Here is a 16,727-nt window from a genome sequence, read left to right as displayed (position 1 = left end):
TTGGCCCATAAGTAGTCGTTCCTAAATTGGAACACGAATTTATAGTCCATAATTGAGCATTCATTTGACTAAAAGCAAATAATGCAAAAATCCAGAAGGTAATTTTTTTCATAAATATTTGATGTTTTGTGTTTTACAAAAAAAGTTTTTAAAATAATATTAATAAGTTAACAAAGAGTTAACGGTAATATTTCAAAAAAAACTTTGCTTTATAACAATTATTTGATAAAAGTATAGTAGATATTATTATAAAACAATCTCTAAATTTAATAAAACATCAATAATTGAATTTAATAACATAATAATAAAAAAATGTTATAAAAAAACTCGCAATGTTGATTGCGAGTTTTTATAATAAAATAAAAAATATTTTTAAATACTTGGTACTTGTACCATTTCATTAGCGTCAGCAGAATAATCTACACCTTCAAAGCCAAAGCCAAATAAATTTAAGAAGTCTTGTTTGTAACCTGCTAAATCTCCAATTTCAGATAAGTTTTCTGTAGTAGCTTTTTCCCATAGCACTGTAATTTTTTCTTGAATGTCATCACGCATTTCCCAATCATCAATTCTAATTCTTCCTTTGTCATCTAATGGAATTTCTTTTCCTGTAAAAACTCTATCAGCGTATAAACGTTGGATTTGTTCAATACAACCTTCATGAATTCCTTCTTCTTTCATTAATTTATACAGTAACGATATATATAAAGGTATAACTGGAATTGCCGAACTTGCTTGAGTAACTAATGCTTTATTTACAGAAACATAAGCTTTCCCGTTAAGGTCTTTTAAATTATCTGTAATCTCAAAAGCAGTAGCTTCTAAATGATCTTTTGCACGACCAATGGTTCCTTTTCTATAAACTGGTTCTGTTAATGATGGGCCAATATATGAATAAGCAATAGTTGTTGCTCCATCAGCTAATAAATTTTCACTTTTTAAAGCTTCCATCCACATAGCCCAATCTTCTCCACCCATTACGGTAACCGTATTATCTATATCTTCTTGATTAGCCGGATCAATTGAAACTTGTGTTACGTTTCCTGTATGAAAATCAACCGTTTTGTTTGTGAAATTTTGTCCAATAGGTTTTAAAGTCGAACGATGTAAAACTCCAGTTTTTGGATGCATTCTTAAGGGTGAAGCTAAACTATAAATCACTAAATCAACTTGACCTAAATCCGCTTTAATCATGTCTAAAGTTTGTCTTTTAACTTCATCAGAAAAAGCATCGCCATTTATACTTTTTGCATATAAACCAGCTTTAGTGGCTTCTTGTTCAAAAGCAGCCGAATTATACCAACCTGGTGAAGCTGTTTTTCCTTCTGATGGTGGTTTTTCAAAGAAAACTCCAATTGTAGATGCATCTGAACCAAAAGCACTTGAAATTCTTGAAGCCAAACCAAATCCTGTTGAAGCACCAATTACTAATACTTTCTTTGCTCCATCAATTTTTCCTTTTGATTTTATATATTCAATTTGATTTTTTACATTTTGTTCGCAGCCTTTTGGATGAGCTGTTAAACAAATAAATCCTCTCATTCTTGGTTCAATTATCATCTTTTTATTTTTTTATTATTTAGTTTATATGTTGTGAAATTTAATTTGTTAGACAAATATAAATGAATATATTAATTCAACAATGCTTTTGCGTGATTGATTGCTGATTCAGAAATATCTTTACCTGACAGCATTTCAGCAATTTCCACTACTCTTTCGTCATCTGTTAACAACTTAATCTCTGAAATTGTATCGTTGTTCTGTGTGACTTTAAACACTTTGTAATGCTGATTTCCTTTAGAAGCAATTTGAGGTAAATGTGTAATCGCAAAAACTTGCATTTTATTACTCATTATTTTCATGATTTCTGCCATTTTTAAAGCAATTTCACCTGAAACTCCTGTGTCAATTTCGTCAAAAATTATGGTTGGTAATTTTGAATAATCTGTTAAAACAGCTTTAATTGACAACATTATTCTAGACATTTCTCCACCAGAAGCTACTTTTTTAATAGGTTCTAATTTTGAACCTTTATTGGCTGAAAACAATAAGTTAATTTGATCTTTTCCAAATTTATTATAGCTTTCCGTTGGTGTAATTTCAAACTCAAATTGCGCATCAGGCATTCCTAATTGCGTTATGATTTGAGTGATTTGAATAATAAATATTTTAGAAGCTTTTTGTCTGGCTTGTGTAATTATTGAAGCTTGTTTATCTAACGTTTCTTTAGAAATTGAAATTTGGCTTTCTAGCTTTTTAATTAATGAATCAATATCGTCAAACTTAACTACTTTTTGTTCTAGATTTTCTTGAACTTGAAGCAGTTCTTCTATTGAATTAGCTTGATGCTTCTTTTGTAAATCATAAATAGCTTGCAACTTATTATTTACCAATTCTGTTCTGCTTGGATCATCAATTAGTTTTTCGGCTAACGATTCATTTTCTGCAATAATATCTTCTATTTCGATTAAAGAAACGGTAATTCTTTCATGTAAATCATTGAATTCAGATGAAATTAAAGCAATCTTTTGTAAACTCGATTTTACTTCTTTTAAATTAGCTAAAAGTCCAATTTCTTCTTGGTTCGAAATAGCTATAACTCTACTTATATTCTCCTTTAAAAATTCAACATTGTTTAGTTTTTCTGATTCTATTTCTAGCTCTTCTTGTTCTCCAACTTTTAATTTTGCTTTTTCTAATTCTTCAAATAAAAATAGATTGTACTCTTGTTCTTTTCCTAAAGTTTCTTTTTCAGCTACAATTTTCTTTAATTCGGATTGAAAAGCTTTGTGCTTTTTTAATTCAGCTTGAAAATTATAAATGATACTTTCATTAGTAGCCACTTTATCTAATAAATCAATTTGATATTCTTCATTAATTATATTTCTTGTTTGAAATTGCGAATGAATATCAATAAGATAATTTCCTAATTCTTGTAGTTCTTGCAAATTAACTGGACTATCATTTACAAAAGCACGTGATTTTCCTGAAGGCAAAATTTCTCTTCTAATTATTGTATTGTCCTCATAATCTAAATTCAAAGATTCAAACAATTCCTTTAAATTATAATTTAAAACAGAAAAATGAGCTTCAATAATGCATTTCTGTTCTTTATCCTTCAGCGAAGATAAGTCAGCTCTATTTCCTAAAACCAAACCTAAAGCACCTAATAAAATAGATTTTCCTGCACCAGTTTCACCAGTAATAATAGAGAAATTTGTAGAGAAATTAATCTCTAACGATTCTATAAGTGCGTAGTTTTTAATATATAACGATTGAAGCATGTAGTTTGTAAATAAGCTTCAAATTTAAGCAAAAAGATAAGACTTAAAAACGCTTATCTAATTTTATTCCATTTACTTGAATTAAGAGGCGAAATTTTATTTAATATTTCTAATAATTCATTGTTTGGCATTGTTGGTCCACCAGAAAAAACGCTTACGATTTCATCTGATTTTGCATCAAAAAAAGTTCTAGTTAACAACGCATTTGGTCTTACCTTATTAATTTGAGAGATAGTTTTAATGGATTCAAGTATTTTTTCTTTAGCTGCTTTTTGATCTTCAGCCATTAAATCTAATCCTTTTAAATGGTATTCGTATAATGCTTTTCTGTAAGGTGAATAAGTACTAGACAATATATCTGAAATAATATAATATCTGTTATTGTATTTTGCATCTGATTGACTCCAACCACCATAACCACTTGATTGTGCTAAATTCATGATTCCAGACGCAATTTCTAATTGTTTTGTACCGCCCATCTCTTCAAATGAATCTTTGTCTAATCCTATAACAACATTAGCATAATAAGCCAAAATTGAAATTAAATTTGAAGTATAACTATTTGGATCGTAAATAAAATTCTCATATTCAATATATCTAAAATTCACATCATTATCGTTAAAATTAACAATTGGCGAAGTATAACTAGAATTAAATATTGGTCTTGAAGATTGTAATTGTAGTGTCGCTCCAAAATTATTTGAATCATAAGACGCAATATTTAAGAAAAAAGAACATTCAACTTTCTCGTTTTGCTCATATTCTTGATTGGTAAATTTTGTGTTATTTAAAAACTCCGTCATTTGCGTTTGAAGGGTTTTAAATATTTGTGTATTAACATTCGTTACTCTATCATAATTAATTGTAACAGTAGCTTTTAACTCTTGCGCATTAGCGTTACAAACTAGGATTAAAAAGGCAACTATAAATGTTAATTTCTTCATTTTATGTATTTTATTTTTGAAAATAATGCACTACCTTTTCTATGATATCTTGTGCAACTTCTTCTTTAGATTTTAATTCTACTGGTTCTATTGAAAAATTTTTGTCAATAAAAGTAACTTTATTTGTTGGTTTACCAAAACCAGCTCCTTCATCATTTAATGAATTAAGAACTATCAAATCTAAGTTTTTTTTCTGAATTTTCGCTTTTGCATTTTCAATTTCGTTTTCAGTTTCTAATGCAAAACCTATTAAAAATTGATTTTTCTTTTGTACTCCTAAAGAAGCTAAAATATCTTTTGTCTTCTCTAACTCTATAGTTAACGTAGAATCGTTCTTTTTTATTTTTTGGGAAGCCACATTTTTTGGACGATAATCCGCAACAGCAGCAGCAGCAATAGCTACGTCTACATTCGAAAAGTTAAGTTGACAAGCATCATACATTTCTTGAGCTGAAGTTACTTTTATCAATTCAACCAAATGATGGTTCATAGTTTGATTGGAAGGACCAGAAACTAAAATTACTTTAGCACCTAATTGAGCTGCTTCGAAAGCAATATCATAACCCATTTTTCCAGAAGAATGATTTCCTATAAAACGAACAGGATCAATGGCTTCATAAGTTGGACCGGCTGTGATAAGTATTTTTTTTCCTTTTAAAGGCAATTTGCTTTCAATATCTTTTTCTAAAAATAAAATAATGTTTTCAGGCTCAGCCATTCTTCCTTCTCCGGATAATCCACTAGCTAATTCACCGCTTTCAGCAGGAATTATTTTGTTTTTAAAACTAGCTAATTTTTCAAAACTAGCTAAAGTTGAAGGATGTTTATACATATCTAAATCCATTGCTGGAGCAAAATAAACAGGACATTTTGCAGAAAGATATGTAGCTAATAATAGATTATCACAAGTTCCGTTAGCCATTTTGGATAATGTATTGGCAGTTGCTGGTGCAATGACCATATAATCTGCCCAGAGACCTAAATCAACATGGTTGTTCCACATTGCATTTTCGTCATCTTCATTATAAAAACTGGTATAAACTGGATTTTTAGATAAGGTAGATAATGTTAAAGGAGTAACAAAATCTTTAGAAGCAGGTGTCATTACAACTTGTACTTGAGCACCTGCTTTTATGAAGAGTCTAACTAAAGACGCTGTTTTGTAGGCAGCAATTCCACCAGAAATACCTAGTAAGATTTTTTTACCGCTTAAAACAGACATATTTTTATTGATTTTTTGAATCTCTGTAATAGATTTTACCTTCTAACCATTCTTGAACAGCTAAAGCGTGTGCTTTTGGTAATTTTTCGTAAAATTTTGAAACCTCAATTTGTTCTTTGTTTTCGAAGATTTCTTCTAAACTGTCATTGTAAGTTGCAAATTCTTCTAACTTTTCAATTAACTCCTTTTTAATGTCAGCATTGATTTGATTAGCTCTTTTTGAGATAATTGTAATAGCTTCATACACATTTCCTGTTGGAGCTTCAATTTCATTCTTGTTGTAAGTAACTGTGTTTACTGGAGCAGTTGTTTTCTTTAAATCCATCTTAATTATTTGAATATAGCGTTAATTCTTTTTCAATTTCTACTAATTGTTTATCAGCAGTTTCTTTGTATTTAGTATCACTTCTAAATTTCAATAGCGTTTCATAAGCTAGTTTAGCATTAGTCAAACGTTCTTGTTTTTTTGAATCAATACTGTTTAATGCATATTGATACAATGTGTCAAATTTATAATAAAGAGCATCTTCTTTATACTTTGTTCCAGGATAATCAGCTAAAAAATTATCTAATACTTTTATTGGCGCATTAAAATCTCTATAATATTCAGCAATTGAGTTATATTGTTTAGCATTTTCAAATGCTTTTTTTTCTAATTTATCTGTTAATTCTTTAACCAAGACATTTGCCATTGGCATATAATCTGATTTTGGATAAGTATCAATAAAGCTTTGTAATTTTTCTAATGCTTTGTATGTATCTGTTTGATCTAAGCTATATCTTGGCGATTTAGTATAAAAACATTTTGCTCCTAAAAAAGCTGCTTCTTCTCTCTTTTCACTCTTAGGATAGTTTGATGCAAAACTTTCAAAGGCATAACCTGCTAAATAATACTGCTCTGTTTCGTAATACGATTTTGAAAGCATGTAAAATATTTTCTCTGCATTAGGCTTCCCTCTTAAAGAAGGACTAGCTTGCTCTAATAAAGCAATCGTTTTTTTGTACTTTCCACTTTCATAATAATCAGCCGCTAATTTTGTTTTAACAGCTAAGTCATCAGATTTTAATGCTTTTTGATATTCACTACATGAGCCAAAAGCAAATGCGATAAGAAGTATGTAAATTATTTTATTCATCAATGTTTTTTTAACTTATTAAGTTCTAAATTGATAGACCATAAAAAGCAGTCGGCAAATTTAGGGAATATTTATGGAGTATAAAAATCTTTTTTAGCTTATGTTTTTGGTAAAATCATCTAATCTTTTAGCCAAGTTATCATCTACACTGACCAAAGGTAATCGAACTGTGTTTTCTGACAAACCTCTAGATTTAAAGACTTCTTTAATTCCGGCTGGATTGCCTTGTTCAAAAATCATATCAATTGAATCGGCTAATTTGTAATGCAATTCATATGCTTCATTCGCTTTTCTTTGCAATCCTAATCGAACCAATTCAGAAAATTCTTTTGGAAAACCTTGCCCAATTACAGAAATCACTCCTGCTCCACCTGCTAAAACCATTGGTAATGTAATCATATCATCTCCAGAAATCACTAGAAAATCTTTTGGTTTATTTTGAATTAATTTCATAGCTTGAACAATATCTCCAGCTGCTTCTTTTAAAGCAATTACATTTCTAAAATCATTTGCTAATCTTAAAACTGTTGATGGCAACATATTACTTCCTGTTCTTCCAGGAACATTATATAAAATTATTGGAAGTGGCGAAGCTTCTGCAACCTTTTTAAAATGCTGATATATTCCTTCTTGTGTTGGTTTATTATAATATGGTGAAACTGACAAAACTGCTGAAAAACCAGTAAAATCTCTAGTTTGTAATTCTTCTACAACTTCTAAAGTATTATTTCCTCCTACACCTAAAACCAAAGGTAATCTTCCTGCATTGGCTTCTTTAATAGTTTCTATAACTAAATCTTTTTCTGTTTTATTTAATGTTGCCGATTCTGCAGTTGTACCTAAAACAACTAAATATTCAACTCCACCATCAATTACGAAATTCACAATTTGAGATAAAGCATCAGTATCAACTGAAAAATCTTTTCTAAATGGTGTGACCAATGCAACACCAGTTCCTACAAACATATGCATATTATATCTTTTTTAAAATTTTTAAATAATCAAACAAAACTTGAGTAAAATCAATGTGTTTTTCTACAAAAGTGTTAATAAAAAAATGGTTTAAATCTTTATTTACTGAAGCAAATCCTACCTTAAATTTAGCTTTTGATGAAGCTGTAATCAACTCTAAATTAGCATTACTTATATCATAATAACTTACCAATAAATCAAAGGGAAAAGCTGTAAAATTATCAATTTCTCCTTTAGAAAAACTTCCGGTAAAACCTATATCATTTTTTGTATAATAAGGATATTCTATACTTTCGTCTTTCTTTGGCTTTTTCCTATAAACCAGTAAGTTCACTTTAAATTGTCCGTTGGTATATTTTTTAAATTCATTAACCAATTTATCTTTATCCAAAAAATGAATTCCATCAACAAGAACACCAATTGTTTTTACTGGTTCTTTGTTAACTGCTGGTAAACCTGAAGCTAACAATTTATTAACATTCTTTTTTACCAAAAAATCTTTAATAGTTCTATAAAACATAGTATTTTTACCAACTACAAAATTAAATTATTCATCTCAGATTATGAGGGTAAAAGTAAAAAAGATTAACGCATTTTCAGCCTATTTTGTTATATTATTAACATTTATAAGTCTAGTTTCTTGTAAATCAAAAAACTATTATAATTACGAAGTCAAAGGTTCGAAAATAAACATCAATGAAAAAAATGATACTGATAGTGAAATTGAAAAATTTATAACACCTTTCAGAACACATATCACTAAAGACTTAGATAGTGTTTTAGCATATTGTCCAGAAACTTTAGAAAAAAGCAATGGAAAATGGGAAACAAATATTGGGTCATTTTTAGCAAATATTACAAGTAATCTAGCCAATCCAATATTTGAAAAAAGAACAAATAAATCTATTGATATTTGTCTTTTAAACCATGGTGGAATTCGTTCCATTATACCCAAAGGCAATGTAACCTCAAGGACTGCTTACAATGTTATGCCATTTGAAAATAGTGTAATTGTTGTTGGTTTGTCAGGTTTAAAAATTAAGGAATTAGCTGATTATTTCATTAAAGAAAGAAAACCACACCCGTTACATGGTTTAAAAATATATGTAAACAAAAACCTTGAAATCACAAAACTTGAAATTAACAATGAACCTATTGATAATTCAAGAATTTACTACGTAGCAACATCTGATTATTTAGCTAACGGAGGCGACAATATGTCTTTTTTTGTGGAAAGTCAAGAAAAATACGATTTAGATTATAAAATAAGAAACCTACTTATTGATTATTTCAACAAAGTTGACACCCTTGAAATGTATTTAGAAAAAAGCGTAGTTGAGGAAAATTAGAATTACAAAATAACATACTATTTATATAATTTTCAGCAACATAAGATGCTGAAATAAATTCAGTACTAATGAAAAGAAGAGCATTTATAAAAAATACAGCAGCTACTTCGAGTCTATTGACTTTTGGAGGGTTGTCTTTAACTAGTTTTGATTCTGTTGATACCATCAAAAAACTGACTATTCTTCATACTAATGATACACATAGTCATATTGATCCATTTCCTGCGGATGACCCAAGAAATCCAAATCAAGCTGGTGCTGCCCGAAGAGCTACGGTAATTGACAAAATTAGAAAAGAAGAAGATAATGTATTGCTACTAGATGCTGGTGATATTTTTCAAGGAACACCTTATTTTAACTATTATGGTGGCGAATTGGAGTTCAAAATAATGAGCATGATGCAATATGATTTAGCAACTTTAGGGAATCATGATTTTGATAATGGAATTGATGGTTTTTATTCGCAATTACCTCATGCAAAATTTGATTTCGTCTCGGCTAATTATGATTTTAAAAATACCATTTTAGACGGCATTGTAAAACCTTATAAAACCTTTAAAAAAGCTGGTTTAAAGATTGGGGTTTTTGGTTTAGGAGTAGAATTAGAAGGATTGGTTGATAAAAAACTTTACAAAGAAACGGTTTACAACAATCCTGTAGATGTTACAAAAGATATTGTTCGTCAATTAAAAGAAGTAGAAAAATGTGATTTGATTATTTGCCTTTCACATCTTGGTTTTAAATACAAAAGCGAACCCAATAAAATTTGTGATGTCCTTTTAGCCCAACAAACAAAAGATATTGATTTAATTATTGGTGGACATACCCATACTTTTTTAGACAAACCAGTAATCGAAAAAAATACAGCTGGTAAAGATGTGTTAATTAATCAAGTTGGCTGTTATGGTATTAATCTTGGAAGAATAGATTTTTATTTTTCAAAAGATGAAAAATATGCAGATCAAACAAAAAACATTGTTATTTAATTTCAAATATTTTATTTCTATTTAATTCATAACTAAGTAAAAAATAGTAAACTAATAGTTGTGGCAGAAAAACCATGTATTTCAACACATGTATTTCATTATAAAAAACATAAAAAACATAGAAAACATCATTTACAACAAAGCAAACAACAATGACTTGAAGATTTGTATTAACTCTATTTGGATTAACAATATATTTTATTGTTAATAAAACACTCATAACAAAAACGAGCATAGAATAAAGAAAAAACAACGGATAATGCTTCACGTTTTGAACAATCAACATGTCATTTACTACCCAAACAACATACAGAAAGAGTAAAAAAACAATACTAAAAGACAAGTAAAATATAAAGTCTAATTCCCTTAAATTTTTAAATTTCATTGTTTTAAAAATAAAAATAGTTAAAACAAAATAAGCTATTGCATTTAAAAAAACACAAAACATATTATTAATATCAGGTTCAGTTAACAAATGAAATAAATCAGTAAAATACAAAGAAATTAATACTATAATAAAATACCACTTAAAATTAAATTTAATCATTCTAAGGTAAATTAATAAAATGGTAGGTGCTGTTAAAACATTTATTACAATATGTAAAAAATCTAATTCAAAATAAATTGAAATAAATTGAAATATAACCAAACTGAAATATAAATTTAATAGTCGAGCATTATCCATTTAATAAGTCATTAAATTGAAATTCATTTATAATTGGAACATTTAATTTATTTGCTTTTTCTAATTTTGATGGTCCCATATTATCACCGGCAATAACATAATCGGTTTTAGAAGAAATCGAACTACCTACTTTTCCACCGTTAGCTTCTATAGCTTTTTTAAGATCATCTCTAGAATAAATCTCAAAAACACCTGAAACAACAAATATTTTTCCTGTTAATTTATCAGAAAGACTTGTGTCATTTTCAGCATTGATTTCTAATTGAACACCGTAATTTTTTAATCTTTCAATAATAAGCCTATTTTCTTGATTTTCAAAAAATAACACAACACTTTGTGCAATTTTTTCACCAATTTCATCAACTAAAACTAAATCCATTAAACTTGCCTTAGCAATAGCGTCAATATTTTCATAATGTTTAGCTAATTTTTTGGCTACTGTTTCACCAACATATCTAATTCCCAAAGCATATAAAACTCTTTCAAAAGGCACGTTTTTAGAATCTTGAACACCTTTTACCAAGTTTTCGGCTGACTTTTCTGCCATTCGTTCTAATGGAATAATTTGCTCTTTTTGCAATTCATACAAATCAGCATAATTAGAAACTAAACCCGCATTAAAAAGTAAAGCTACAGTTTCTCCACCAAGACCTTCAATATCCATTGCTTTTCGAGAAATATAATGCTGAATTCTTCCTATAATTTGTGGTGGACAACCATAAAAATTTGGACAATAATGATTTGCTTCACCTTCAATTCTGACTAATTCTGTATTACATTCTGGACAATTGGAAATGTATTTTGTTGGTTCTGAATTTGGTTTTCTTTGCGTCAAATCAACAGCAATAATTTTAGGGATAATTTCTCCTCCTTTTTCAACAAAAACAGTATCTTCAACTCGAACATCTAATTTTTTAATTTGATCCGCATTGTGCAAGGAGGCTCTTTTAACAATGGTTCCAGCTAATTGTACTGGTTCTAAATTTGCAACTGGTGTTATTGCTCCAGTTCGACCAACTTGATAAGAAATAGAATTTAAAATTGTACTGACTTGTTCCGATTTAAACTTATAAGCCATTGCCCAACGAGGTGATTTGGCTGTATAATCCAATTCGTTTTGGTATTGAATTAAATTTACTTTCACAACCACTCCATCAGTTTCATATGGCAAATTGTGACGATGCGTATCCCAATAATCAATAAACTGAAAAACTTCTTCTAAATTTTTAGCTAATTTGGATTGATTTGGGACTTTAAATCCCCAATCTCTCGCTTTTTGTAAAGCTTCATTTTGTGTGGTTAAATCTAAATTATTTCCAATTATTGAATACAATAAACAATCTAAAGGACGTTTAGCAACCTCAGCACTGTCTTGGAGCTTCAAACTTCCAGAAGCAGTATTTCTTGGATTTGAATAAGGTGTTTCTCCGATTTCAATTAAGTCTTGATTCATCTTTTCGAATCCTGCAAAAGGCAAAACAATTTCCCCACGAATATCAAATTTTTCAGGATAATCTCCTTTTAATTTAATCGGAACCGCTTTTATGGTTTTAATATTATTTGTTACATCATCTCCTTGAAAACCATCACCACGAGTAACTGCTCGTTTAAGCAAGCCATTTTCATAACTAATGCTTATAGATGCACCATCATACTTTAATTCACAAGTATATTCGATTGCAACATCACCTACTATCTTTTTACAGCGTATTTCCCAATCTTGCAAGTCTTCTTTAGAATAGGAGTTATCAAGAGAATACATTCTATATTCATGCATAACCGTTTCAAAATTCTTCGTTATTGTTCCTCCAACTCTTAAAGTAGGAGAATTTTCATCAAAAAATTCAGGATATTTAGCTTCTAATTCTTGTAATTCTTTTAGCTTTAAGTCAAAATCATAATCAGAAATCGTAGGATTATCCAATACATAATAGTCATAATTATGTTGATTTAATTCGGCACGAAGCTTCGTAATGGTGTCTAAAACGCTCATAAAACTAGTTATTGATAAGATGTTCTAATTTGGAATACAATTCACCTTTGCTTATGATTCCTCCTTCTTTAATGATTTTAAAAAGAGCTTGATTTCTATCTTGTGAAATATCTTTTTTTCCTTTTTGAATTTCAACATTATCCGAAAACATATGCTCACTCAACCAATCAATACCTTCTTTAGTAAAAAAATCAACGTCTTTATTGTTTGTGTTGATAATTAGAGAATAAACTATAGTGTCAATACATTTGAATAAAAAAATATAATTCGTAGAAAAATGATCTATAAAATTGACATTTGCTAAGGCTCTTTCCCAAATTAAATCTGAAAAAACGTCGATTTCTTGCAAGGCTATTTGAGGTTTAGTCTCTTTTATTTCATCCCATTCTTTTTTATCAATAGTCTGGGTAGCAAGGAAATTTATAAATTCAGGATGCAATTCTTCTAGTTGTTCTTTTGTAAGTCTAGCGTATTTCATTAATTGGTGTAAATAGAAATGTAAAGATAAAAAAAAAGCCCTCCAAAATGGAAGGCTTTTAATAGATATTTATGAAAATTATGCTTTATCAGCAATAACTTCATAAGCTAATTCAACAATTACATCTCTGTGTAATCTTACGTTAGCTGAATATTTACCAGTACGTTTAACGATTCCACTTGAAATGAATTTTCTGTCAATTGAATGTCCATTACTCGCTAAAGCTTCTGCAATATTAGCACTTGTGATAGATCCAAATAATTTTTCTCCACCTGCTTTTGCAGAAATTTTAATTTCTAGAGCGTTTAATGCTTCTGCAATTTTATTTGCATCATCCACTAATCTTTGCTCTTTGTGTGCTTTTTGCTTTAAATTTTCAGCTAATACTTTTTTAGCTGAAGGAGTTGCTAAAATTGCAAATCCTTGAGGAATTAAAAAATTACGTCCGTAACCGTTTTTTACCGTTACTGTATCGTCTTTAAATCCTAAATTTTGAACGTCTTGTTTTAAGATAAGTTCCATGTTGTTGTCCTTTTTAAATAGAAGTTAGGTTTCGTTAAATTGAAAACCAACAACTTAATTATTAATATTATTTCATTAAATCTGCCACATATGGCATAATTGCAATATGTCTTGCTCTTTTAACTGCAACAGATACTTTTCTTTGGTACTTTAATGAAGTTCCAGTTAATCTACGTGGTAAAATTTTACCTTGTTCGTTAACAAACTTTAATAAGAAATCTGCATCTTTATAATCGATATACTTGATACCCGATTTTTTAAAACGACAATATTTCTTTTGTTTGTTTGTATCTATATTTAAAGGAGTAAGATATCTAATATCACCCTCTTTTTTACCTTTTGCTGATTGCTCTAAAGATGCCATAATTAGTTTGATTTAGCTTTTAATTTGTCTCTTCTTCTTTCTGCCCACGAAATTGCGTGTTTGTCTAATGATACAGTTAAAAAACGCATAACTCTTTCGTCACGTTTAAATTCTGTCTCATAACCTACTAGAATATCTGCAGGTGCTTCAAATTGAAATAAGTGATAAAAACCACTTTTTTTGTGTTGGATTTCGTAAGCTAATTTTTTTAAGCCCCAGTCCTCTTTGGCTACCATCTTTGATCCTTTAGAAGTAAGAAAATCTTCAAACTTGCTAACTGTTTCCTTTATCTGTTGCTCAGATAAAACGGGATTCAAGATGAAAACAGTTTCATAATGATTCATACTATTAAATTTATTTTGTTATAAAATTGGGTGCAAAAGTAAGTCTTTTATAACTAACTTACAAACATTCTATAAAAATTTATTGCTTTTAAATATAACCCTTATTTTTCTGAATAAATTTGTGTATTATAATGATTAACAATATATTTACACCGTAGTAACACATGACCTTGATAAATGAAATTAAACTGTATAGTTGTTGATGATAGTGCATTACAGCGAATAACTGTAACAAAGCTTATCAGTGAAAATCAATTCTTACATCTTGTTGGTGAATTTTCCAATGCAACTGATGCCAAAAACTGTATATCAACAAAAAATATTGACTTAGTATTTTTAGATATTGAAATGCCTGTAATTAATGGTTTTGATTTTTTAGACGGCCTAAAAGTTAAGCCTCAAATTATTTTTATTACTGTTAAAACTGAATACGCACTTAAAGCATTCGATTATAATGCCACGGATTATCTACATAAACCCTTGACAAAAGAACGTTTTAATTTAGCCGTTTCTAAAGCTTTTAATTTATTTACTCTTAAAAAAGAAACAAATGATGATGATGATGATTTTATCTTTATCAAAAGTAATTTAAAAAAGCTAAAAATATTTACTTCAAAAATTAGATGGATAGAAGCTTTTGGTGATTATGTAAAAGTAATTACTGAAGACGATAATCATTTGGTATTATCTACTATGAAAGCTTTTGAAAAAGATTTGCCTGCTGATAAGTTTATTAGAGTGCACAAATCCTATATTATAAACATAAATAAAGTGGAAACTTTCAATAGTAAATTTGCTGAAATTGACACCTTTAAAATTCCACTTAGTCGTAACAAAAAAGACAACTTAGTAGAAGCCTTAAAAAAGACTTCTTAATAATTATCTACATTTATAGTAACTTTTATAGCTCTATAAAACGCAATTGCCTCAAAACTATTCATTATTTTATGGATAGTTTTTTTAGTTAAAGATAAATTCTTCTCTTTTGGAATCTTAATTAAGATAGTTCTAATGTATTGGTTTCTAATTCTGCTTATAGCTGGTTCTTCTGGCCCAAGTATTGGCATTGGTAAATTTTGCGATAAGACATTATACAACCAAATGGAACCTTCTTTTAGTTTATCATAATCTTTATGCTTTAAAGTCAGTTTGATTAATTTATAAAATGGGGGATATTTAAAATTCTGCCGTTCATAAATCTGTTCCTTAAACATTGCACTATAATCATTACCTAGAACTTGTTGAATCGTATTGTGAAACACATTATAAGTCTGAATCATAACCAAACCTTTCTTTTCTGAACGACCAGAACGACCAGCTACTTGTGTCATCATTTGAAAAGCTCTTTCGTAAGCTCTAAAATCAGGTTGATTTAATAAATTGTCTGCATTTAGAATTCCAACTAAAGTCACATTATCAAAGTGCAATCCTTTGGCTAACATTTGTGTTCCCACTAATATATCTACTTCCCTATTCTTGAATGAATCTATAATTTTTTCGTACCCAAATTTTCCTCTAGTTGTATCTTGATCCATTCGACCAATATTTTTATCAGGAAAAATGGCTTTCAACTCCAACTCAATTTGTTCTGTTCCAAAACCTTTTGTAGTTAATTCAACCGATTGACAAGCGTGACAATGGGTTGGATTGGCAATTGAATAGCCACAATAATGACAACGCAATTGGTTTTTGTGTTTGTAATACGTTAGACTCACATCACAACTTGGGCAATTGGGTACATGACCACAAGTAATACATTCGACATAAGGTGAAAATCCTCTTCTATTTTGAAATAAAATGACTTGCTCACCTAATTCTAATGCATTTGAAATTCCTTCAATCAATTCATCCGAAAAATGACCGTTCATTCTTTTTCTGAAATACTTATCTTTCAAATCGATGAGTTTGATTTCAGGTAAAACTACGTTTCCGTAGCGTTCGGTTAATTCGACTAATTTATATTTGTTGGTTTTTACATTATAATAAGTTTCCAAACTTGGTGTTGCACTTCCTAATAGAATTTTGGCTTGATGTTGTTTCGCTAAAACCACTGCACAATCTCTTGCGTGATATCTTGGAGCTGGTGCTTCTTGTTTGTAAGTTTGTTCGTGTTCTTCATCAACCACAATTAAACCTAAATTTGAAAAAGGTAAAAACAAAGCACTTCGAACACCAATAACGACTTTTGCTTTTTCAGAATTTTCTAAAACTTGATTCCAAACTTCAATACGTTCGTTATTTGAATATTTGGAATGAAAAACAGCCACTTGATTTCCAAAATAAGCGACTAATCGTTGGACTAATTGTGTTGTAAGAGCAATTTCTGGCAACAAAAACAACACTTGTTTGTCTTTATTGATTTGTTCTTCTATAAGTTTGATGTAAATTTCGGTTTTACCTGAAGCTGTTACACCACCTGCAACATTAATACTATCGTTAATGTCTATT

General features: G+C 29.2%; 17 protein-coding genes. 3 read left to right on the top strand and 14 right to left on the bottom strand.

The window, feature by feature from the left end:
* Positions 1-372: 372 nt before the first annotated feature.
* The 8 genes from fabV to AACZ53_RS08525 form a co-directional block, all read right to left on the bottom strand.
* Complete coding sequence (gene fabV / locus AACZ53_RS08560) at positions 373-1,560, bottom strand: enoyl-ACP reductase FabV (RefSeq protein ID WP_339837101.1); 1,188 nt, start codon at positions 1,558-1,560, stop codon at positions 373-375.
* A 71-nt stretch (positions 1,561-1,631) separates the two neighbouring features.
* Positions 1,632-3,284: a DNA repair protein RecN gene (gene recN, locus AACZ53_RS08555; RefSeq protein ID WP_339837098.1), complete on the bottom strand. Its 1,653-nt coding sequence runs from the start codon at positions 3,282-3,284 to the stop codon at positions 1,632-1,634.
* Between the two features lie 53 nt (positions 3,285-3,337).
* Positions 3,338-4,228: a DUF4835 family protein gene (locus AACZ53_RS08550; RefSeq protein ID WP_339837095.1), complete on the bottom strand. Its 891-nt coding sequence runs from the start codon at positions 4,226-4,228 to the stop codon at positions 3,338-3,340.
* 10 nt (positions 4,229-4,238) lie between these two features.
* Positions 4,239-5,450 carry a bifunctional phosphopantothenoylcysteine decarboxylase/phosphopantothenate--cysteine ligase CoaBC gene (coaBC, locus tag AACZ53_RS08545; RefSeq protein ID WP_339837092.1) on the bottom strand — a complete coding sequence of 404 codons (1,212 nt, stop codon included), beginning with the start codon at positions 5,448-5,450 and terminating at the stop codon, positions 4,239-4,241.
* Positions 5,451-5,454: 4 nt separating this feature from the next.
* Entirely contained in the window at positions 5,455-5,775 is a 321-nt protein-coding gene (locus AACZ53_RS08540; RefSeq protein WP_026716508.1) for a DNA-directed RNA polymerase subunit omega, read from the bottom strand.
* 1 nt (position 5,776) lies between these two features.
* Positions 5,777-6,586 carry an outer membrane protein assembly factor BamD gene (bamD, locus tag AACZ53_RS08535; protein ID WP_339837088.1) on the bottom strand — a complete coding sequence of 270 codons (810 nt, stop codon included), beginning with the start codon at positions 6,584-6,586 and terminating at the stop codon, positions 5,777-5,779.
* A gap of 93 nt (positions 6,587-6,679) precedes the next feature.
* Positions 6,680-7,558: a 4-hydroxy-tetrahydrodipicolinate synthase gene (dapA, locus tag AACZ53_RS08530; RefSeq protein WP_339837085.1), complete on the bottom strand. Its 879-nt coding sequence runs from the start codon at positions 7,556-7,558 to the stop codon at positions 6,680-6,682.
* Position 7,559: 1 nt separating this feature from the next.
* The gene (locus AACZ53_RS08525; protein WP_339837082.1) at positions 7,560-8,078 is read right to left on the bottom strand and encodes a hypothetical protein; all 519 of its coding nucleotides are present in this window, start codon (positions 8,076-8,078) and stop codon (positions 7,560-7,562) included.
* Between the two features lie 43 nt (positions 8,079-8,121).
* Between AACZ53_RS08525 and AACZ53_RS08520 the strand changes: the two genes are divergently transcribed.
* On the top strand, positions 8,122-8,907 hold the full coding sequence (locus AACZ53_RS08520) for a 5'-nucleotidase (protein WP_339837079.1): 786 nt from the start codon (positions 8,122-8,124) through the stop codon (positions 8,905-8,907).
* Between the two features lie 68 nt (positions 8,908-8,975).
* A complete protein-coding gene (locus AACZ53_RS08515; RefSeq protein WP_339837076.1) occupies positions 8,976-9,893 on the top strand; it encodes a metallophosphatase in 918 nt (305 codons plus the stop codon).
* Between the two features lie 677 nt (positions 9,894-10,570).
* Here the strand turns inward: AACZ53_RS08515 and ligA are convergent.
* The 5 genes from ligA to rpsF form a co-directional block, all read right to left on the bottom strand.
* Complete coding sequence (ligA, locus tag AACZ53_RS08510) at positions 10,571-12,571, bottom strand: NAD-dependent DNA ligase LigA (RefSeq protein ID WP_339837073.1); 2,001 nt, start codon at positions 12,569-12,571, stop codon at positions 10,571-10,573.
* A gap of 4 nt (positions 12,572-12,575) precedes the next feature.
* A complete protein-coding gene (locus AACZ53_RS08505) occupies positions 12,576-13,049 on the bottom strand; it encodes a DUF6495 family protein (RefSeq protein WP_339837071.1) in 474 nt (157 codons plus the stop codon).
* Positions 13,050-13,127: 78 nt separating this feature from the next.
* Positions 13,128-13,571: a 50S ribosomal protein L9 gene (gene rplI / locus AACZ53_RS08500; protein ID WP_026716517.1), complete on the bottom strand. Its 444-nt coding sequence runs from the start codon at positions 13,569-13,571 to the stop codon at positions 13,128-13,130.
* A 67-nt stretch (positions 13,572-13,638) separates the two neighbouring features.
* Complete coding sequence (gene rpsR, locus AACZ53_RS08495) at positions 13,639-13,935, bottom strand: 30S ribosomal protein S18 (protein ID WP_339837068.1); 297 nt, start codon at positions 13,933-13,935, stop codon at positions 13,639-13,641.
* Positions 13,936-13,937: 2 nt separating this feature from the next.
* On the bottom strand, positions 13,938-14,279 hold the full coding sequence (gene rpsF, locus AACZ53_RS08490; protein ID WP_026716519.1) for a 30S ribosomal protein S6: 342 nt from the start codon (positions 14,277-14,279) through the stop codon (positions 13,938-13,940).
* A 177-nt stretch (positions 14,280-14,456) separates the two neighbouring features.
* Here rpsF and AACZ53_RS08485 point away from each other — a divergent pair, with 177 nt between their 5' ends.
* Complete coding sequence (locus tag AACZ53_RS08485) at positions 14,457-15,155, top strand: LytTR family DNA-binding domain-containing protein (protein ID WP_339837064.1); 699 nt, start codon at positions 14,457-14,459, stop codon at positions 15,153-15,155.
* On the opposite strand, the gene priA is transcribed toward AACZ53_RS08485, so the two are convergent.
* Positions 15,152-16,727, bottom strand: a 1,576-nt coding sequence (priA, locus tag AACZ53_RS08480) for a primosomal protein N' (RefSeq protein WP_339837062.1), incomplete at its 5' end; no start/stop codon positions are given. The two genes, AACZ53_RS08485 and priA, sit on opposite strands and share 4 nt — an antisense overlap.

Source organism: uncultured Flavobacterium sp., from assembly GCF_963975005.1.
In the GTDB taxonomy this organism is placed as follows: domain Bacteria; phylum Bacteroidota; class Bacteroidia; order Flavobacteriales; family Flavobacteriaceae; genus Flavobacterium.
This window is presented reverse-complemented; position numbering and strand designations above follow the sequence as displayed.